This window comes from Pseudomonas sp. GW821-FHT03C07 (assembly GCF_059420925.1).
Map to the genome: position 1 here is coordinate 325,307 of NZ_JBWKUQ010000003.1, position 20,123 is coordinate 345,429.

A 20,123-nucleotide genomic window follows, 5' to 3' on the forward strand; every position below is an offset into this window, starting at 1 on the left:
CTCGGAGACTACTCATGGGTACGCCCGTACAAGGCTGGGAAGGCAACATCGGCTCCACTCCAGAATTCAAGGAGTTCCAGAACGGCAACAAAGACCCGCGTAGGCTCCTGCGAATTAACGCCTACTTCGATAACTCGATTCCAGACGGTAAAGGCGGCTATGAAGACCGTGGCGGGTTCTGGGCTAACGTCGAGTGGTGGCACAAGGACGCGGAGCAATACGCCAAACTGTTCCAGAAAGGTATGCGGGTATTGGTCATGGGCCGGGCTGTAATGGATCGGTGGGAAAAAGACGGCAGCGAGTATGAAGCCCTGAAAATCCAGGCATCGCGAATCGCCATTCTTCCCCATCGCATTTCGGAGGTGACCCTGGCACCTCCGCAAAATCAAAACTCGCAACAGCCTCGCAGCCCTCAATCGAGTCCGCAACCGCAATCGCAGCCTCAGTCGCAGCCAGCACCTGGGCTGGACGAGTATCCAGACCCAGATATCCCGTTCTAAAAATTTCGGCCCGTTCGTGAGGCTATCGGTGCTGGGGGAGGCGCTTCATCGCCTCCCCCAACTTCATTCAGCAATTGCTTAAAGTCGGAGTCGCAGATGAACAATGATCAGAGGGACATAACCAGATACGTTATCGTGGGTGCGAAGCGTCCAGTTGTGGGTCCCATCTTCTGGTGTTACTGCGATGAAAGCGACGTCAACGCCCCGAACTACTACGGTTTGACAACGTCCCCAGACCATGCGGCACGCATTCCTGTTCGCTGGATCTGGACGGTTGAGTGGCTGGATGAACCGGCCGTTTGCATGACCGACTGACAAACGATTTACATTGAAAAAAATCGCGCCATTCGTGTAGTTTCTGGATTTATTTACCCGACTTTCGGCAATCTACTGCTCTGAAATTCCATTTTTTTCTATTACTCAGAAAAATCGCCCAATCGTGACACTGCTGTTTTATTGATCCGTTCTGCGGGGAACTCGACCAATGGAGCAAACATCAACGCCTTCGAAGCCGGTGGACAGGCGTCAGTTCAATAACCCCCACGCTGCCGTGCATACTGCCGGTGCTGCGGCCGCCCGGAAAGGGCTACGGGTGTGCAGCTGCCCCTATCATCACCCCGCGATGCGTGCGTCGTGGCTAAAGGGCTTTGCCCAGGCACAGCAGCTGACGCTTGACCTCTAGCCGCTGAAAGCCCCCCTCTCGGGTTGACCATTTCCCATTGAAGCTCCACCCGCGCAGCAGCGAGAGTCCCTCTCTGAACAATCGAGAGGGGGCAACCCATGAAGCTGATGATCATCGAGGCACCTGGCAAGCTGAAGAAGCTCCGGCCGATGATGGCGAAACTGCGCCCAGGCGAGGACTGGCAGGTGATCGCCAGTGGTGGGCATATTCGTGATCTCCCGGCCACTGGCCAGGACAACACAATGATCACGACCGGCGTGCGCAAGAACTACGCCCCCGTGTACGTGATCCTGGACAAGAGCGCCAAGTCAGTTGGGGTAATCAAGGCCGCGGCAAAAAAAGCCACTGAAATCTATCTGGCTACTGACCCGGATCGCGAAGGTGAAAGCATCAGTTGGCACCTCCAACAGGTTCTGCAGCTTGCGAACTACAAGCGCATCACTTTCAACGAAATCACGATGAAGCGCGTGCAGGAAGCCTTGGCCAACCCTCGGCAAATCGACCTGAACAGGGTGGCATCACAAGAATGCCGCCGAGTCCTGGACCGTATAGTCGGCTACCTGGTGAGCCAGGAGCTTCGCAGGCTGATGGGCAAACCGACCTCTGCTGGGCGCGTGCAATCGCCTGCCGTGTACCTGGTGGTGCTACGCGAACGCGAGATTCGCAACTTCCAAGTGATCGATCACTTCGGTGTTCGATTGAACTTCATAGACCTGGACATGGGCATCGCTTGGTACGCTGAATGGCAACCGATACCTGACTTCGCGAGTAAGGACCACCCCTACATTCAGGATCACAACCTGGCCCAGATCGTCACGGCGACTCGCAACGTTGTGGTCGAGTCCTGTGAAAACCGCAAGTCCGAGAGCAACCCACCTGCCCCATTTATCTCCTCCTCTCTACAGCAGGCGGCGAGCAACGCCCTGAAGTGGGATCCGGATAAGACTATGCAGGTCGCGCAGCGCCTGTACGAACAGGGTGTCATCACCTACCACCGAACCGACAACCCCAATATTCCAGACGAAGCCATGGAGGACATTCGCCAGGTAGCGGCAGCTCTTCGACTCAAGGTCGTCGATGAGCGACGTACCTTCAAAGCCGCCGAAGGCGCCCAGGAAGGCCACCCGGCTATCACACCAACCCACTGGGCCGAGGAGTCAGCCGGTGAGGACGCAGATGAACGGGCACTGTACAAACTGATCCGGATCCGTGCGCTGGCCAGCCAGCTCGAAGCCGCCATTTACGACGTGAGAACTGCAAAACTCCTTGCCGTCGGTCCTGGCGGCAAGCCTCTGCGTTTCACGGCAACAGGCAAAACGCTGTGCTATCCCGGCTGGATGAAGCTGCTCCAGGGCGACGACACCGACGATGACAAGGAGCCTGAAGCAGACAACCCGGTCCCCTCACTCTCCTCAAGGCAGATCCTGTCGGTGCACAACAGCGAATTGCAGAAGAAGAAAACCAAGCCGCCGGCACGCTACACCAAGGCCAGTCTCATCAAGGAAATGGAGCGCCGCGGCATCGGGCGTCCCAGCACCTTCGCCTCGATTATGAAGAACATCACCAGCAAAGGCCTGATCGAGGAGAAAAGCCGCAAGCTGGTGCCCGCCCCCTTGGGTGAAGAGACGATCACCAAGCTTGAAGGGTTCTTCAGTTTCGTGGAGCTGGACTTCACACGAGAACTGGAACGCGACCTGGACAGGATCGCCCAGGGGCAGGACACCTACGGCGCCGTAGTCGCCCGAATGCACCGCCGTCTGGAAGACGAACTGTCGAAACAGCGCGGCATGCCCAGCGTCCCAATGGCATCGGCGCCCAGGGCTGCTCAGACGGGTGCAACGTTCAACTGCGGCAAGTGCGGCCAGCCCCTGGCGAGACGGCAAAAGAAAGGGGACGGCGGTTATGACTTCTGGGGTTGTAGCGCGTACAAAGCAAGCGGTTGCCAGGTCAGCTACCCCACGCTGAATGGCAAGCCCGAATTCAACAAACCACGGGGGTTGTGAGTCACAACAAGGGCAGGCAATCGTTCTGCCCCTTCTTGCAGGGTGTGAAATTCACCCTCTCTCCATTGTGTATTTGCCATAGCTCCCATCCCCTCTGACGACCGACAGTGCTGCGCGTCGACAGAGGAGATGATGCGTGGCGACTGTGCTGGAAACACCGACAACCAATCAACCGTTGCTTGATCCAACCCTCCAGATCTACTCCGAGCGGCAGCTTGCCGTCGCGGGCACCTGGGCCGACCACTTCGAATTGCATGAGCAAGATCGAGCACCGTTCATTCGGCACTACCTGCGCTCCACCTCGACAACCCGTTGCTGGTGCGTTGCCCTGGGCAAAGCTGATGATCAGATACGTCCAGCTCTTGCCCGTTTTGGTAACCGACTTCAACTCTTCGATGGCCAATCGATCTGGACAAGCAGCTTCAGCGATGGCAACCGCATCTCACTGACCGAACCCACCCAAGCTGCCGCTGCCAAATTGATTTCCTGCTTTAGGCACGGTGGCGGAGAAGCGATTCTGACCTCGTTCAGCAAGGATGCACGGGACTTGGCGCTGATGATGTCTAAAGCTGACCTCGGCAAATACCAGCGCAAATACCAAATCCACCCTATTGGCCGAAACAATCGCTATTTCGGGACTCGAAACAGGTTCTACCTGACTCAGATCGGCGGTGCGTTAAAACGCTTTTGCCGGTATCTCGACCAGGAGTTGTTATTCGCCGTCCGTTCGGCAAGCTGTCCATCAGCCCAGCTTTACAACTGGCTGGCTGATGGGAACCGTCAACGCAGGCTCCAGGCGCTAAAAGCACAACCAGTAATGATTCCGTTACTGGTTCTCGCAGAATCGACTCCATGGCCAAGCTGTGACGTCGCCCCCTGGTCAGAGCTCAGCGCCTGTGAACCAGAGATCTCCGAAGAGGGCATATTTGGCGTAGGTGGGGAGACAATACTGGGTGTCGCAGCTGACGCTGGGTTGCCTCTCAACGAGGTGATTGCCTGGCTGTTCGGAGTACCGCAATCGTCTATCCGCTACCTGGGAAGGCAGCGCCCGTTCCACATCGGAAGCTCACTGACCCACTTCCAGCGTGAAGGGAAAGACACCGGCTGGAACGCGCTGCTGGCCGGTGCGGCCCTGGGAAACCGTCGACCTTCGACCAAACCGCAATGGAAATCGTTTTTTTCAACCTGGAGCAAGCTGCCGTGGCAAATCACGCAGCGCGTCTCCAACCTAAATCATCTGTTCACAGGCTGCCCGACGGACTGGAATGATCCCACCTGGCCTCATATCGCAGCGCGCTTATCCGACCTCCAGGACTTGTTCAATCCTCTCTCAGAGTACGTGTTTCCGGAAAGCGAACGTGCGAAAAACCTCCTGCAAGCTTTCGTGTCCCGAAGCTCATATCACCAGGTCGGCCGGCTCGTAGATGATTTCCACCAAGCTCTGAATGATATCCGCGAGCAAATGGACAGGGAGTTGGGGGCTCGCAAGGAATCCGATGAACACACCCTCTGGCCAACGTTCCTCGTCAATGGCGCATATGTCGATTGCCCGAACGGGCTACAGATCGTCGAACTCACCTGCCCAGCCGAGCTTTCGGCAGAACACTGTGCACTGGACCATTGTGTCGACACCTACGACTACCGCGCTTATCACGGTAGCTGTCGCCTGCTTTCCGTTCGGCACAACGGTAAGTCCTTAGCCACAGCCGAGGTGGTCTATGAGCCCCCACATTCAGCGTCAACCCCAATCCAGCGCATACCTCGCCATCTGGTGACACAGCAACTACGGGGTTTTCAGAACGACCTACCCGCTCAGCACTCGCCAGAACAGAAGGCCTACGATTGGTTCTGGCTCCGGGTTAAGACGGAAACCATTGCCGTGAACCTTGATTGGCCGGACATGACCAGGACCATGACACGCTTTGGCGATAACGGTTACAAGTCCCGACATGCTCAAGCGGTCGTCCAGTGGATCGTTCAGCGCTTGGATAACGCATGAGCCGGCCGCGTCTCATGAATCGGCCGCCCGCCCTACTCGGCAGAGCAGTGTTCGACGGGTATGACTTCGGCTTGCAACTCCAGTTCGTCGAAGGAGCCAACCGCCTGCTTCTGGAGCGGGAAGGATTCTACATACGCCGCTCGGAACATCCCCTCCACCGCTACTGGCGCCTACCCAAAGGCAAGTTGCTGGAAGACCTGGATCTGGTCTTTCACCGCCTGATGGAATTGAGCGAAAGTCGATTCAGTGAGAGCTGGCAGACCTTCTGCGAAAAACTGGAGGCAGCACAACGCGCGCCCGAGCGACAAGCTTTCACCTGGGGCCTGGTCTTCCGGATCGCCCCGCTTGCCCATGGCGGAGTGCTGCTGGCAGGCGACTACCACCCCGGAGTGGTGGCAGTCTCCAGGCGTATGCGCGGAGTCTTCCTCGGGCAGTCCCGCTCCTGGCGTATTGACGCCAGCGCCGAGCTGGTGCGTAGCAACCTGATCCTTGAGATGGGTCTTTCAGAGGATCAATTCGAGATCCTCGATACCGTCCAGGAACTGCTGACCGATGGATCTGTCGTTCCCGCCGAAACCATCACTCGAATCAGCCTCGGCGGCCCGCCTCAGGAACGCGCAGCGCAGCTGGTTGACGATGATGTATCGACTGACATCTATCTCGCCGCTGTACCCTCAGTTACCGCTCAAGGAGTTCTGCGAACAGTTCGCCGGCAACCAGGACTTTCGCAAAAACTTGCGCGAGGCGATCGGCGACTGGATGCTGCGCCGGCGCAAAGACGTACTGCCCGGTCTCAAGGGGAAACAGCGGCAGACCCTGCCGGTCGAGCTCTCCGTCGAGGAACGTAAGGAATATGATCGGATTCGCCTTGAAGACAGGCCCAGCCTGGCCAGATTGGGCTCACTGCGTCAATTGCTGGAGCAAGTGAAAGTCCGGATCGTGATGGAGCTGGTTTCCGAGCTCGACATCGAGGACAAGGTGATTCTGTTCTGTGAGTTCAAGGACACGGTCGGGACTTTACGTGCTAAGTGCGAGGAGGCCGGCTATGGCTGCGTCACCGTAGTGGGGAGCGACTCCGTCACCAAGCGGCAGAAAGCGATCGACAAATTCCAAGGAGATCCCGATACGAGAGTCTTCGCCGCAACGACATCCGCCGCCGGTACCGGAAACAATCTGACGGCCGCGAACTACGTCATGTTCCTCGGGCTGCCGTGGACGCCTGGTATGCAGGACCAAGCCGAAGACCGTGCCTATCGTAATGGTCAGCTCCGCTTGGTCGTGGTAAAAATCCCGCTCGTGGAGAACACCATCGACCAGATGCTGTGGCAGATGCTGCTCGATAAGCGGCAGCTAACACAGGATCTGATTGAGCCTGACGCCGCTGCTGCGAACAGGGCAGAGCTTACTGCATGCTTGTAGTTGCGATATGATGGCCACCTTTCCGCTGGGCAGCACTCGCAGCACTGAAGAGGCAATTGGGTCTACAATGGCAGCTAAGAAGGGCGTCAAGGGGAAGGATCCTGTCCTCAAGAAAATCTCGCACTCTGACATCATCCCTCAGAAAAAAGGCAATGGTCAGTTGCGAATCGAGTACTTGATCAACGAAGCGACAGGGGAGGTTCATACGTATAGCATGGCCTATATCAACGATGCGATCTGCTCTGTCGACAATGGCAGAGTGATCGGGTACGACAATGCACATGGTCAGCATCATAAACATGTCATGGGTGCCTACATCCCCGTTGAGTTCGAATCACTGGAAATGACGCTTGAGCTCTTTCACGAGCAATGGCAGCAATATCTCAGCAAGAGGAGAAGCAAATGAAGACAATCATTAGGCACGAAACCCAAGAGGATTTTTTCGCCCGGATGACTTCGCTTGCCCAAAAGCTTGATCGTCGCGAACCAGTAGAAGAGTGCGACAGCATCAGCTTTGAAGATCATGATGAGATGAAAGCATACCAAGCAGATCAGGAGAAAAAGGAGCGTAAGGCTTCATTCACCTTGATCGCTGGTGGTGGCAAAAGGAAGCCCAAGGCCAAAGGTCTGGATTACCCTCAAATGCCTGTTTACAAATTCAAGAACGCAAGGTGGCTGAATGCCTCTGCCACATTTGAGCGTGATGCCGCGAAGTTTGTGAAAAAATACACCATCACGGTGGACCTCTCTGTGAATGGATTGACTGTTGTCACAGGAGTACGCTCTGAAGCCGACAGAGCGCATGTGACCCTCAGAGAGAAATGAGCTAATCTTCAGACCATCCAAAGCCCGCTAAGCCAAGCGGGCTTTTTTCATCTTCTCACTTCCAGATTTAGAAACCGTTGGATCGCGGCCTATAGCAGCGCTATAAAATTATTCCAACCTGAAGAATCTATTTCCTACTGCGTCATAGCACCTTGCCTGCCAACGTGTCCCCCATCATCAAAGGGGGCCTCTCGGCACATGATCAGGCACTTCACCACACTCTCTCTGCTCGCGCTCGTCGCCAGCTGCACGACCCAAACGGCGCCGGCGCCCAAGCCAACGTTCGACAGCAGCCGCAATCCGGACATGCTCGCGCCGGACCTCTACCCCAGCGGTGCCGTTCCTGAAAAGGAGCCGGTCGTTCGCTACGGTCGCTACACCCTCGTCAGCACCCTGCCCGACTCCGGCCAGCGCGACCTCATGGCCCAGATCATCGACGTGAACATTCCGGCCAACATGCACCCGAATGTCCGCGACGCCATGCAGTACGTCGTGGATCGCTCAGGTTATTCGCTGTGCTCTCCGGACACTGACCACGTCAATATCCTCTACACCCGGCCACTGCCAGCAGCGCAGTACAAGCTCGGCCCCATGACCTTGCGCAACACCTTACAGGTGCTGGCAGGTCCAGCCTGGCAGGTGAAGGTCGATGAAGTGAATCGTCAGGTCTGCTATGTCCTGCGCCCAGGCTATCAACTGCCAGAGTCGCCTCGCATCGCCACCACTCTCGTCGCCAAACAGAACGCGGAACTGTCGGCAGGATCGAAAGCAGTTACCCAGGTCCCTCCAGTAAGCAAAGACCTGGCTGCCAGCTCAATCACCAGCGGAGCAGTCACCGTTGCAGCGGTACCGACACAACCAGGTATCACAACATCTCCAGCTCCTGTTTCGACTGCGACCCCGATCTCCGGCGCAATGTCCCAACCTGTTACCACCCCAGTGGTACCCGCCAAGGATGGCCCTTTATCGCAGAGCAAGCCGGCGACAGCAGTCGCCCAGGCAGTTCCCGCGGCAAAACCGCTCGCAGCGCCGATATCCGCATCAACAGTCGCCGCTGTCGCGCGCCCTGAACCAGCCCACCCTGTGCGCGCCCCTGAACCAGCCCCTCTACCCCTGAGCTGGACTGCGCCAGTCGGCAGCACTTTGCACCAGACCATTGCTGACTGGTGCAAGCGCGCAGGGTGGCAATTGATCTGGCCTCAGGAGGACCTGGACTACCCGATTGAAGCCTCTCTGAATTTCAAAGGCACCTTCGCCGAAGCGATTGCCCAGATTTTCCCGCTGTACGACGGCGCTCCTCGCAGCTTCATCGTCGATGGCAATTCAGGCTCCAGCTCAAGCCAGCGAATCCTTTACGTTTCTGAGAGGAAGAAGTGATGAAGTCGTTCTTCAGGATGAGCTGCGCAGCCATCGCATTGCTGCTCTGCACCAGCTGCTCGCTCCAACGCGTGACCGAATCATCTCAGCGGGCCGAGCAAGCAGGCGCCGAAGGTGCCCGCTACGAGGCCATCGCACGGAATCAGCAGCCAGAACCAAAACGCGAGACGGTGATCTTCAGCGACAAGCCATGGGTTTCTACTCAACCAGTCGTTGCCAAGCGCGGCCTACCCGCAGCGCTCGACTGCGAACGCGGTTTCAGGCCTGGCGGCAGCGTAACCATCAATGACGTGGCGCAGTTCATCACCAACGAATGCGGCGTCCCCGTTCTTGTTTCGCCAGACGCGGTCAATCCAGGGCTGAACTCTGTGGCGGCCGGAGGTGGCCAAGCCCAGTCGGGACCAGCCACCGTACCCACGCAGAATCCTGTAAATCCAGAAAGCCTTGCCGGGCTGTTCCCTGCCGGTTTGACACCAGGCCCAAGTCAGATGGGTGGTGCAACCGCCAGAGGCTTTGACCCGTCGGGATTCGCCATCCCAACCACCGTCAGCGGTATCAAGTTTAATGGCCGGATTTCGGCTCTGCTGGATCTGGTGACTTCCCGCTTGGGACTTTCCTGGCACTACTCGCCGACCGAGCGTGCTGTGCGCGTCAACTACTTCGAAACCCAGGTCTTCGACGTCTACGCCTTCGGCGACAAGCTTGAAATCGAATCCACCGTAAAATCAGGCATGACTACTACTTTGGGCTCCGGCTCTTCCGGAAACGGGGGCTCCGGACAGACCTCAGGTGCCAGTGGTGAATCGGGCAGCAATCAAAGTACCAAGGTCACGCTTAACACGTCGATCCTCAACGACATTCAGAATAATGTGCGGTCGATGCTCAGCCAGTCACCACCTGGACGACTGTACCTAGCACCTTCGACCGGTACCCTCACTGTTACGGATCGCCCGGATGTATTGGCCCGCGTCGAAGCCTACCTGAACAAGACCAACACCGATATCACACGCCAAGTGCTCTTCAACGTGAAGTTGTTTGAGGTCACTCTGACCGATAAAGATCAACTCGGTCTGAACATGTCAGCGGTCTACAAGTCACTTTCCAACAAATTTGGCTTCTCACTCAAAAACACCGTCACGGGTTTCAGCAGCAATGCAATCTCAGGTTCGGTGGGGATTGTCGACGGGTCGAATTCTGCTTGGGCTGGCTCGACCGCAATCATTCAGGCCTTGTCAGAGCAGGGTCGCGTCTCTAACGTCCGGTCGCCCTCTGTGACCACGCTCAACCTGCAACCGGCCCCAATTCAGATCGGGAACGTCAAGGGCTACATTCCTTCCAGCTCGAGCACAGTTACCCCTACCGTGGGTTCAACTACAAGCCTGAACGCAGCCACTATCACCTCAGGCTTCAACATGACCCTGCTGCCGCGAATCATCAAGGATGATGACTTGCTAGTCATGATCTCGATCAACATGACCTCCAAACCCACCTTTGAGCCGTTTACCAGCGGCGGATCCAACGCACAGGTCCCGGACTACGACGCGAAAAGCCTGGGGCCCAAAGTCAGGCTCCGCAGTGGACAGACGTTGATCCTGTCCGGTTTTGACGAGATGAGCGAAGACGCCACCAAGAGCGGCGTTGAAAACCCAGGCTTCTTTGGTCTCGGTGGTTCACAGGTTCGGACCTCCACTCACAGCGTCCTGGTTGTGCTGATCACACCGATCCTGCTGGGTCAGGCTGTGAATGATGAAGTCTTTGGTCGGATCGCCGCCTTGTCGCCGGCGACCGCCTTGTGGGTCGCGTAGCTCATGGCTATTACGGTAACAACCGCCAAGCTGGCGAAAGTCCAGGTCCTGCCTTACCACGGTAATTCGTTTGTCACCGGTCTGTTGTGGCACCCCTTGGGCAGTCTGACCGGCTACATGCGCGAGGCCCGACAGTTCGGACGAGATGAGAAGATGGATATTGTGGCCATCCGGGCCGACCAATCGATCATCCAGGCCGGATTCGTTTCCAACAGTGCCGGCGCCGTGAAAGGCATGTACTCACTCGCGTCGACACTCGCAGGCCAGTTGGGCGACTCATGGATCGCAGCATGGCGTGTATCACTGGATGAGGATCGATACGCTCTGGTCGCTGTCGACCAGGGCGCCGTGCTTCCCGGTTGCGACCATGTCGGTACCGCCGAGGACATCCAGCGCAAAGTCGCCCAGATGCTCAGCAGTACGATCGTCTTCAAAGATACCTACCTGCCCCCAGAGTTCGGACGCGGTGGTGACGTCCTTGATGTTGAATCACTGCTCCAGCCGCGAAATCTGCGCCGTGAATACCGGTTACGCCCCCTGACCTTCGGGTTGTCCAGGAGCGAGTTGATTCGCCTATCGCTGGCTGGGACCCTGGTCATTGGAGCTCTTATTGGCTGGCAACAATGGGAGGCGCATAAAACGCGCCTGGCCCGGGAAGCAGCCATTGCCCTTGAAAAGCAGCACCAGGCTGAGCTCGAAGCACTGAATGCCCGCTCCAATCAGCCGCAAACGCTGCAGGCGCTGGAACATCCCTGGGCAAAACGGCCCGGTATCGCGGACTTCATCGCAGGGTGCAACGGATCCATTGATCAAATTCCTCCGAGCATCGAGGGCTGGATCTTCACCTCCGCCCAGTGTGATGGCGGCCTGGTCTCCGCTACGTTCAAACGCACCGGCAACAGCACCGCCAGCGGGTTTATCGCGGCCACGCGTGGCCACTTTGCCGATGAACCAGCTTTCTTCGATGGCGGTAACAGTGCCGCCGTGAAGGTCAGCCTAAAGCTGGATCTCGCCGGCGACGAGCCACTGCTCGAAGCAAGTGAAGCACTGGCACTCATGACCTCCTGGTTGCATGGCCAAGGCCTGGAGCCGACGATCAAAGAGCTACCAGTGCAGGCACCCGCGCCTGCGACGCTCCCAGGCGGTAAAGCCCCACCGGCACCACCTCTCCCCAAGTGGAAGCATTTCGAACTGCAATTCAGCAGCCCACTGCCTCCTGCCATTGTCCTGCGAAATGCACCGGGCACAGGGCTTCGGTTACGCGAAATCAAGACTCAACTGCAGAGCGACCAGCTGACCTGGTCGGTGACTGGAGACCTCTATGCAAACTAAATACGTATTCCTGCCAGCACTGTTGACCATCACCTGTTTGTCGGGAATGAGCCAGGCATCAGAAAGCCCGCCCTCTGCATCCACTTCCGCCGGCATCACCGTGGGGGAGCTCTCAGCCGTGCAAAGCGAGACCTTCTTGTACAAGGCAAAGGCCGAACGGGCCAAGGCCATTCGGTCTATCGATGGGGATAGCCCGCGGACCGACGCATCGCCAGCCCCGGCCTACCAACCACCTCCCTTTGCCCCCGACCAATTCGGTTCGGGTTTAGGGGAGCAACTTCCGGTTGTGAAGCTGGTGTCCGGTTCCAGCCGAGCGCTGCGTGCCACTTTGCTCTACAGCGGAGGTTACGAAGTCGACGCGAGCGGTGGTCAGGATTTGCCCGGTGGCTACAAGCTGGAAAGCATCAGCCTGGACAACGTGGTCCTCTCTCGTGCCGGGAAACGCTTTCCCCTTGGCTTCTCCTCCAGGGCGCCGTCGGCCAGCTTCGATTCAGGTCGCATGCCTGCTTCAGGGCTACCAGGAGCAGGAATCCCAATGGGGCAACCGTCTCCTGTCACCCTTTCCGGTCAACGTTGAGGCGCTTTCACCATGACAACATTGTCACAGCAGCAGATCGCTCCGGTGCCGATTGCCGACGCTCACACTCTCAATCTGGGTAGTACGTCAACGCCGCGCCTGACACTGGCAGATCCAGAGACTCCGGCAATCAATCAGGAACTGGCGGGTGACTTCTCCATCGCGGTTGGGCGAGTCCTGACAGCCGTCGGAGAAGTCTGGGAGCTCAAACCCGAGCTGCGTCAGCTCTGCGCATTGACCGATGACGGACACCTCTACGTTTCCACGCAACACCTCACAGACCACTACGTAATGGCGTTCATGGATCGTCTTGAGCGGCATGACGTCACCTTCGAAGTCAGACCGTCGAGCATGAGCGAGATCCTGGCGATCTACCAGGCGCAGTCCCTGACCGACGACTCACCGACCTCCACCTTGAGTAGCACTCAGCGACAGCAGGAAGTCATTGCCCTAATGGGCCGTGCTCACAAGGCAGGTGCCAGTGACATCCACTTCGTGGTCGACCACGAAATCACTCGGATCTTCTTCCGTGTGCATGGCCTGCTCAAGAAAGCCGGCGAAATCCCCAGTTCAAAAGGGACCGAGTTGTGTTCTTCGCTCTACAACAGTATGTGCGACGTGTCGAAAGAGCACTACCAGCCAGAGATTAGCCAAGACGCTCGCGTTAGCCGGCTATATGTCGATCAATTGGGCTTGTTCGGCGCACGGGTTGCTACCAGGCCGCTGGTCGCAGGGCCACTGATGGTGTTGCGACTACTGTCTGACGACAAGTCCAAACAGACTATGGAAGACCTAGGCTTCCTGCCGGAGCAGGTCACTCAAATCAAACGGCTGTATCGTTTGCCCTATGGCATCACCTTCATCACCGGCCCAACCGGCTCTGGCAAGTCAAAAACGCTGCAGGTCAATATCAATCTTTTGGCTAAGGATACGCGGGGCACCCGGCACATCCTGACCGTCGAGGATCCACCTGAGTACCCACTGCTGGCCAATCAGTCACCAAAAAGCAGTGACGAAACCTGGGCGCAAGCCATCGCCAACTCGATGCGTCTGGATCCGGACATCCTCATGTACGGCGAGGTACGTGACCTGGAGTCCTGCATCGCCGCCTTCTCGGGCGGCCTCACGGGCCACTTGGTGTTATCAACCTTACACACCAACAACGCGGTCGCTTCGCTACAACGTCTCATCGACATGGGCATGGACAGAAGTCTTGTCACCGACCCCGCCCTTCTGACAGGAGTCGTGAATCAGTCACTTCTGCCGGTCCTTTGCGAATGCTGTCGAAAACCGGCTAAAGATCATCTCAATGAACTGGACGCCGATTTGGTAGCACGCCTGGAAATGCTGAAGATCGAGGATGCGTATCTCGTGGGGGACGGTTGCGAGCGCTGTGAAATGCTCGGAGTAACTACCCGAACTGTGGTGGCTGAAGTCTTGGGGAGCACTCACGCATTCATGAAAGTCTTCAACGAAAAAGGGGCCAGTGAAGCCCGTAATTACTGGGTCCAACAGATGGGGGGCATCACCAAGACAGCTCACACCCTGATCAAGGTCAAAGCCGGCCTCATTGATCCTCGAATGGCAGAAACCATCGTAGGGCCTCTCGACTTCGATAACTACATCCTGGAGCAAAAGCATGCTGGCTAGCATCGTCGACTATTGGTCGATGCTGTCCGAGCTCTGGTACAGCAAGCAGTTCGGCGGCAAGGAGCGTATCCAGTTCTACGAGAGCATGGCCGCCCTGCTTGAGAACGGAGTCGGCCCCAACGATGGGTTGGTCGAAGTCGGCAACGTCTACAGCGATGGAGGCAAGAACCCGAATCACCCGATCGCGCTGGCCTGCTCGGCAATGAGCTTGAGTGTCAGCAATGGCAAGAAACTGGCCGAGGCCTGCCAAGCCTGGATGCCTTACCAGGAAGTCGCGATCATCGCCGCCGGTGAGAAGTCAGGCAACCTGCTGCAGGCGTTTTTCGAATGTGTGCGTATCATCGAGGTCAGGCAGAAAATCACATCTCTGATCCTTTCCTCATCGCTCTATCCATCGCTGCTTTGGGCATTGATGGCCTACCTGCTGCACATCATCGCAACCAAGATGGTCCCGGCAATGGCTCGCAGGTCCGATCCCGAGTCGTGGACCGGTATTCCCTCCCTGCTGTATTCAATCTCGACATTCGTCAACAACTGGGGCCTGGTGACGCTGATCGGCTTCGTGCTGTTCGTTGTCATCTCAATAGCGACCTTGCCTTATTTCTGCGGACCGATCCGAGTGCGCCTCGAGCGTTTTCCACCTTGGTCAATCTATAAAGCCCTGCACGGCAGCACTTTCTTGCTCAACATCTCGGTGATGCTGCGATCGAACATCAACCAGATCGACGCGCTGGACGCCTTGAAGCTCAATGCAAAGCCCTGGTTGCGCGAGCGGCTTGCCGCCGCACGCTACGGCGTCCGCATGGGCAAGAACTTCGGCATGGCCTTGAAACTGGCCGGCCATGACTTTCCGGACAAACAGGCGGTTCAGTTTCTCTGCGTTCTTGCCACCCGCAAGGGCTTCTCAGAAGCCATCCATCGCTTCAGTAACCGCTGGCTAGACAACTCACTAAAGAACGTCGAGCGGTACTCCAAGAGCCTGCTGATCTTTTCGTCTGTGGCCATTGGCGTGCTGATGATCCTGGTCCTGATTGGGACGTACAGCATGCAAGCCGACATCACCAACACGATTCAACGCTGACCCATCACGAGGACCTTCCTATGCAACACAGCACGCGCAACCGGCAACACGGTTTCATCGACCTTTCTATGCTCTTCGTCCTGATCTGCATCGCGATTGGTATCGGCTACGCAATCTACAACGGCAGCTCTTTGCTCTCCAACTCAGATATCAGCAACGAACAATCGAACATCAGCCAACTAATCGTTAATACGCGAAAACTCAAAGGCAGCGCAGGGTACGGCGCCTCTGGCACCGACCTGGTAGCGCAGCTCGTTGCCAGCAAAGGGTTGCCCAATATGAGCTTCTCGGGGTCGACTTTGTACAACGCCTGGAATGGTGCCGTTACCGTTGTATCTGGCGGTATGAACTTCGTCATTACCGCAAATGGCCTGGCCCAGGACGCTTGTATGACCCTGGCAACCAAACTCAGCCGCGGACAAAAGGGTACAACATCGATCAACGGCGGATCAGCGATTACTGGTGAAGTCACCTCCGCAAACGCAGCCGCCAGTTGCACTGACACGAGCAACAACACCCTGGCCTGGACCGTATTCTGAGGAGCCCCCATGAGTCGGATCACTGAGGCAGACTTCGTCGACCTCTACCTGGGCGAAGGCTTCAGCGACGTTAAAGGGTTGGACGGAGCTGAGACCAAAAGGGTCGAGGCTCCAGCGGACTGGACCGAAGACCTCGCTCGTTTGAAAGCTCAATGCTCCGCTTACTTTGCTGAGTTTCAGGATCCGGAGTTTTCGCTGATCGAGGATGGTGTGGTGCTACGTGTCACACAGATCGTAGATTCGATGGGTAAGGAGGTGTTTGCGATATCGAAAGCAAAACCGACAATCCTGCGATTTGACTTACTTGGCTTCCCTGACGATTTGGTCGCCACTTTGTTGAATGATACTTCCAGGGGGTTAGTTATTTTCTGCGGTGAAATGGGCGCCGGTAAAACATCTAGCGCCGCTTCCCTAGTGGTGGCGCGATTGGTGGAGTGTGGTGGGATCGCGTTCGCTATCGAGGATCCACACGAAACCAACCTCAACGGCAAGCATGGCCAGGGACGATGTATTCAAATACAGGTTTCCCGGCGTACAGGTGGTTATGAAGAAGCCTTCCTCCGTGCATTACGTACTCGCGCCGATTTGCTGTTTGTCGGAGAGATTCGTGATGCACATACCGCTGCCTTGGTTGTGCAAGCCTCAATCAACGGTCATTTCATCGTCACGACTACGCATTCCGGGTCACCCTCACAGGCAATTGAGTACATTGCAGCTCTCGCTCAGCCGAAAATCAGTAATGCCCGGGAGATTCTTGCTCAGGGATTGCTGGCCGTTGTTTTTCAGACCCTAGAAAAGGATCGTGGAAGATCGACGCTCAAGGTCAGAAGCCTACTGTTCACAGGTGAGGACGGCCCGGGAATTCGCGAAAAAATCCGAACGGGACACGTAAATCAAGTGGACCAGGACGTGGCGAACCAATCTCAGAGGGGGGTATGGGGATGAACACCAAGCTGAGCTGGCAGAAACAGCAACGGGGTTACGTTGCGATTGAGTTTCTATTCGCGATCATCGTTTTCAGCCTGATGAGTGCGATCGGCGCCAATCTACTCAGTCAGCGGATGGACTCGCAGAACTACCAGATCGCGGCTCAGCAGCAACAGGCAGTGGCCGACGCTGCCGCGAAATACCTGAAGGACAACTTCAGCGCAGTGCTTGCCTTGGCCACCCCCACCGTCCCGGCCCAAATCACCGTCGCAATGCTACGCAGCACGAACTACCTGCCAGCAGGCTTCAGCGACACCAACGCTTTCGGGCAGACCCTCCTTGTGCTCGCTCGTGCCCCAGCGCCTAACCAGCTCGAGTCAATCGTGATCACCACAGGTGGCGAAACGATCGATGAAATCGGCACTCGTGAGATCGCTGAAAATCTGGGAGGAACGGGAGGATTCATCCCCGTCAGCAACGCGAGCATCGTCCAGGGTGTGCGAGGAGGATGGCAGATCACGCTCAGCAACTACGGTATGAACCCGGGCGTCGGGCACACCGCGAGTGCACTGTTCCTACAGGACGGCTCGCTGGCCAACGACTATCTCTACCGCAATGCGGTACCTGGTAAGCCCGAGCTCAACCGGATGAAAACCGCGCTGGACATGGGAACCAACGACATCAACAACGCTGCAAACGTTACAGCCTCCGGGACTGTGACTGCCGGTGGAGACGTCAACGCTGCCGGCACCGTAACGGGGGCCACTGCGAGGATCTCGGGAGAAACCTACACAGGAAATTGGTTTCGCACTCAAGGAGACACGGGCTGGTACAGCGAAAAGTGGGGAGGTGGCTGGTACATGTCGGACTCAAACTGGATCCGTGCATACGGCAACAAAGGGGTCTACACACCTGGTCAACTCCGCGGGGGAACGGTCACGTCCGAAGGGCGGACGGAGGTTGGCGAATATCTGCAGTTAGACGGCGTCGCCGTCGAGGGCACCCCTTGCGGCGATATACGCCTCATGGCCAAGAACGCCGTTGGTACACCACTGTCTTGCGAACCTGGAGGATGGACGGCCGGCAGCGGATTTGGCGGTACCTTTGCAACCAACATTTACACGGGTTGTTTTATTTCTAACACAAAGACCGGCGGGTGCTCTTGCCCTGGCGGAACAACGGCAAGGCCTACTGGGCAGTTCTCGGCATTTACAGGATCTGACTCTAACGGATACATCTGCTGGTAACTATCACACCTACCAAAACCTAAAAATCCGAACTAGGGGAAACCAAACCTTGTGTGACTTAAACAGCAAAATCACCCTGGGAGTTTCAGCAGCCGCAATCTTAATTTCTATTTTTGCACTTCTGAAACGGGTCTCAAACAGCACCAAGGCAGAGGACGGTTACAGCTGTGACTGCGTTAACTGCAAGAGACTGCGAAAGCAATCAGCCTGAACTAAATCCCCATCGCATTTGAGGTATTCACCATGCCCCTTCTCTGGGTCATATTGCTGGTAGCAGGCTTCGTATTAGGCACATCGAATGATCTTTTATACCGAGCCGAAGAGTCCTCCCAGCAAGCTGAGGAAACCTCAATTGCATACAACCTGCTAGCGTACAGGAATGCGTTGGCAAACTACGCTCAAGCCAACACTGGAATCACTGGCCGAGTTGCCGACGCCTCTCTATCACTCCCTTCGTGGTTCATACATCTACCGGGCGTCGATGGCTACATCGTCGCCGGCAACAGCTACGCATTCTATGCATCACCGCCTGCCGGCCTGGTTGCAGAGCTTGCAGTGCTGACAGATGCCTCAACCTCTGTGGGCTATGTTTCGGCAGGGCGCTTGATCAGCCCCGCTGCCGGGGCCACGGCGATCATGATTCCACCCACCATCCCCGACGGTGCGGCAGTGGCCTACAGATAGCTGCGTCATCGCCTTGCTCGGGCTCTCTGGCAGCGCGTAACACGTTGTGCCACAATGTCTACAGTAACAGTTCCACCCCGCTGGCTACTGACGGTCATCAGTAGTGCCCGGTGATGCGGTTCGCCCATCACCAACCCAATAAGCACGCATAGCTCCGGGAAGGGCGTGCGGACCTGGTTGAGGATCTTCCCTGTGTCTCCCTGTTCCAGCCAGACACGCAGCCGTCAACTCGTGAATAGCGAGCTCAAAGGCACATAGGGTTCTCTTGAGGTTCGAAGCATCGTAATCCAAGGGCCACACCGGTGTTGTGGCCCACACTTTTTAAAGCTCACACAATGGGTAGCCTGATGGTCTTGTTCCAGGATCATCAGGCTACCTTTTGGTAGCCGCTTTTCCCTGCCGGTGGCCCACCGGCGATAAAAAGGGCTCCCTTTGTGCGCGGATGCGTGCCTTATGTTTGCTGGCCTCAGCCACGATAATCGGCCAGGTGAAGAAAATGAGACGTCCAGATCACAGCCCAGGGATCAATGACGCTTCAACCTCTCACAGGTGGCATTATTCTCTACATTTTTAATATCACCAAAGCCGAGAGTGACTGCTGACCCAGTTGCCTCGGTAGATTCTCCTTTTGGCTTATTTCTGCATCATCCCCCCGTAATTCCCCTCCCCTGCTTGACACATCCCATTCCCTATTTGAGTATATGGACGTGCCCTGCTGACGTCGTCAGCAACATGCCCAGACAGTCAGGACCTTAAAGACTGTGACACGATGTTTGTGTTTGATCCGCCCAAGGCCGCTTAGCTTCTGGTAGCGCGACCAGTCGACAACCGTCGATAGAAGCATCTGACGCAACTCACCTCGCGGGGAATCACTTCCCCGACAGGGCCAGTGCTTTCTCCGCATCTCAACCTGCAGGAGAAACACCATGTCCAAAGTCACCTTCAACATCGGTTACGCAATCGGCACCGTCGCCCGGGAATTCCTGCGTACACTGAAAACAACCAGCGCATCGCCCGTCCCCCAGGCCAAGGCTGTTCCTTGCGTTCAACTACCGCCGCCCTGTGTTCCAGACAACGTCCTGCGTGACATGGATCGCCAGCCGGCAATGCTTCGGGCATATGACGGTATCGATCTAAATCTCTGGTATGAGGCGAACACCCGAGTGGTCCAAAAGGCCCCCCGTAAACGCCGTTCCAGGAAAACAGATGCTGACCAAGTAAATACAGCTCTCGTTGGCTCACTGACACCAGCTGCTTGCTGAGTTGGTGCCACTCACCCCAGCCGGGAACCTTCCCGCTGGGGAGGCTTCCCTGGCAGTTTTTTTGCTGCAAAGGCTTGACAATCGATAGCGGCATTTCCATTCTGTGTACATGTATCGCTGACGTCGTCAGCAACATGCCCAGGTAGTCAGGATCCTCAAGACTACGATGCGGTTTACCGCATTGATCTCCCCTTAGATCGCCACAGCTTCCGGT

At 56.7% G+C, this 20,123-nt stretch carries 17 protein-coding genes and 1 pseudogene; all 18 read left to right on the top strand.

Annotated elements, in window-relative coordinates; genetic code table 11:
• Nucleotides 1-14 precede the first annotated feature (14 nt).
• The 18 genes and pseudogenes from AC07VG_RS07750 (at nt 15) to AC07VG_RS07835 (ending at nt 19,909) form a co-directional block, all read left to right on the top strand.
• A complete protein-coding gene (locus AC07VG_RS07750; RefSeq protein ID WP_495020777.1) occupies nt 15-500 on the top strand; it encodes a single-stranded DNA-binding protein in 486 nt (161 codons plus the stop codon).
• A 484-nt stretch (nt 501-984) separates the two neighbouring features.
• On the top strand, nt 985-1,182 hold the full coding sequence (locus AC07VG_RS07755) for a CrpP family ICE-associated protein (RefSeq protein WP_248767873.1): 198 nt from the start codon (nt 985-987) through the stop codon (nt 1,180-1,182).
• Between the two features lie 98 nt (nt 1,183-1,280).
• On the top strand, nt 1,281-3,185 hold the full coding sequence (gene topA / locus AC07VG_RS07760; protein WP_495020778.1) for a type I DNA topoisomerase: 1,905 nt from the start codon (nt 1,281-1,283) through the stop codon (nt 3,183-3,185).
• A gap of 136 nt (nt 3,186-3,321) precedes the next feature.
• A complete protein-coding gene (locus AC07VG_RS07765) occupies nt 3,322-5,184 on the top strand; it encodes a hypothetical protein (protein ID WP_495020779.1) in 1,863 nt (620 codons plus the stop codon).
• Nucleotides 5,181-6,603: pseudogene (locus tag AC07VG_RS07770) on the top strand (helicase-related protein). The gene AC07VG_RS07765 and the pseudogene AC07VG_RS07770 overlap by 4 nt, the downstream one beginning before the upstream one ends.
• Nucleotides 6,604-6,610: 7 nt before the next feature.
• Nucleotides 6,611-7,009, top strand: a complete 399-nt coding sequence (locus tag AC07VG_RS07775; protein ID WP_495020780.1) for a toxin-antitoxin system TumE family protein — start codon at nt 6,611-6,613, stop codon at nt 7,007-7,009.
• Complete coding sequence (locus AC07VG_RS07780; protein ID WP_495020781.1) at nt 7,006-7,428, top strand: hypothetical protein; 423 nt, start codon at nt 7,006-7,008, stop codon at nt 7,426-7,428. Before AC07VG_RS07775 ends, AC07VG_RS07780 begins: the two co-directional genes overlap by 4 nt.
• A gap of 198 nt (nt 7,429-7,626) precedes the next feature.
• Nucleotides 7,627-8,805 carry a PFGI-1 class ICE element type IV pilus protein PilL2 gene (pilL2, locus tag AC07VG_RS07785; RefSeq protein WP_495020782.1) on the top strand — a complete coding sequence of 393 codons (1,179 nt, stop codon included), beginning with the start codon at nt 7,627-7,629 and terminating at the stop codon, nt 8,803-8,805.
• Nucleotides 8,802-10,610 carry a PilN family type IVB pilus formation outer membrane protein gene (pilN, locus tag AC07VG_RS07790; protein WP_495020783.1) on the top strand — a complete coding sequence of 603 codons (1,809 nt, stop codon included), beginning with the start codon at nt 8,802-8,804 and terminating at the stop codon, nt 10,608-10,610. The genes pilL2 and pilN overlap by 4 nt, the downstream gene beginning before the upstream one ends.
• A gap of 3 nt (nt 10,611-10,613) precedes the next feature.
• Nucleotides 10,614-11,942: a type 4b pilus protein PilO2 gene (pilO2, locus tag AC07VG_RS07795; RefSeq protein ID WP_495020784.1), complete on the top strand. Its 1,329-nt coding sequence runs from the start codon at nt 10,614-10,616 to the stop codon at nt 11,940-11,942.
• Nucleotides 11,932-12,519, top strand: a complete 588-nt coding sequence (gene pilP, locus AC07VG_RS07800) for a type IV pilus biogenesis protein PilP (RefSeq protein ID WP_495020785.1) — start codon at nt 11,932-11,934, stop codon at nt 12,517-12,519. Before pilO2 ends, pilP begins: the two co-directional genes overlap by 11 nt.
• A gap of 12 nt (nt 12,520-12,531) precedes the next feature.
• The gene (locus AC07VG_RS07805; protein ID WP_495020786.1) at nt 12,532-14,169 is read left to right on the top strand and encodes a GspE/PulE family protein; all 1,638 of its coding nucleotides are present in this window, start codon (nt 12,532-12,534) and stop codon (nt 14,167-14,169) included.
• Entirely contained in the window at nt 14,159-15,250 is a 1,092-nt protein-coding gene (locus tag AC07VG_RS07810; protein ID WP_495020787.1) for a type II secretion system F family protein, read from the top strand. The genes AC07VG_RS07805 and AC07VG_RS07810 overlap by 11 nt, the downstream gene beginning before the upstream one ends.
• A 20-nt stretch (nt 15,251-15,270) precedes the next feature.
• A complete protein-coding gene (locus tag AC07VG_RS07815) occupies nt 15,271-15,789 on the top strand; it encodes a type 4 pilus major pilin (RefSeq protein WP_495020788.1) in 519 nt (172 codons plus the stop codon).
• Between the two features lie 9 nt (nt 15,790-15,798).
• Complete coding sequence (locus AC07VG_RS07820; RefSeq protein WP_495020789.1) at nt 15,799-16,734, top strand: ATPase, T2SS/T4P/T4SS family; 936 nt, start codon at nt 15,799-15,801, stop codon at nt 16,732-16,734.
• Complete coding sequence (pilV, locus tag AC07VG_RS07825) at nt 16,731-17,963, top strand: shufflon system plasmid conjugative transfer pilus tip adhesin PilV (protein WP_495020790.1); 1,233 nt, start codon at nt 16,731-16,733, stop codon at nt 17,961-17,963. Before AC07VG_RS07820 ends, pilV begins: the two co-directional genes overlap by 4 nt.
• A 243-nt stretch (nt 17,964-18,206) precedes the next feature.
• On the top strand, nt 18,207-18,647 hold the full coding sequence (gene pilM, locus AC07VG_RS07830) for a type IV pilus biogenesis protein PilM (RefSeq protein ID WP_495020791.1): 441 nt from the start codon (nt 18,207-18,209) through the stop codon (nt 18,645-18,647).
• A 926-nt stretch (nt 18,648-19,573) separates the two neighbouring features.
• Entirely contained in the window at nt 19,574-19,909 is a 336-nt protein-coding gene (locus AC07VG_RS07835) for a hypothetical protein (protein WP_495020792.1), read from the top strand.
• The last annotated feature ends 214 nt before the right edge of the window (nt 19,910-20,123 follow it).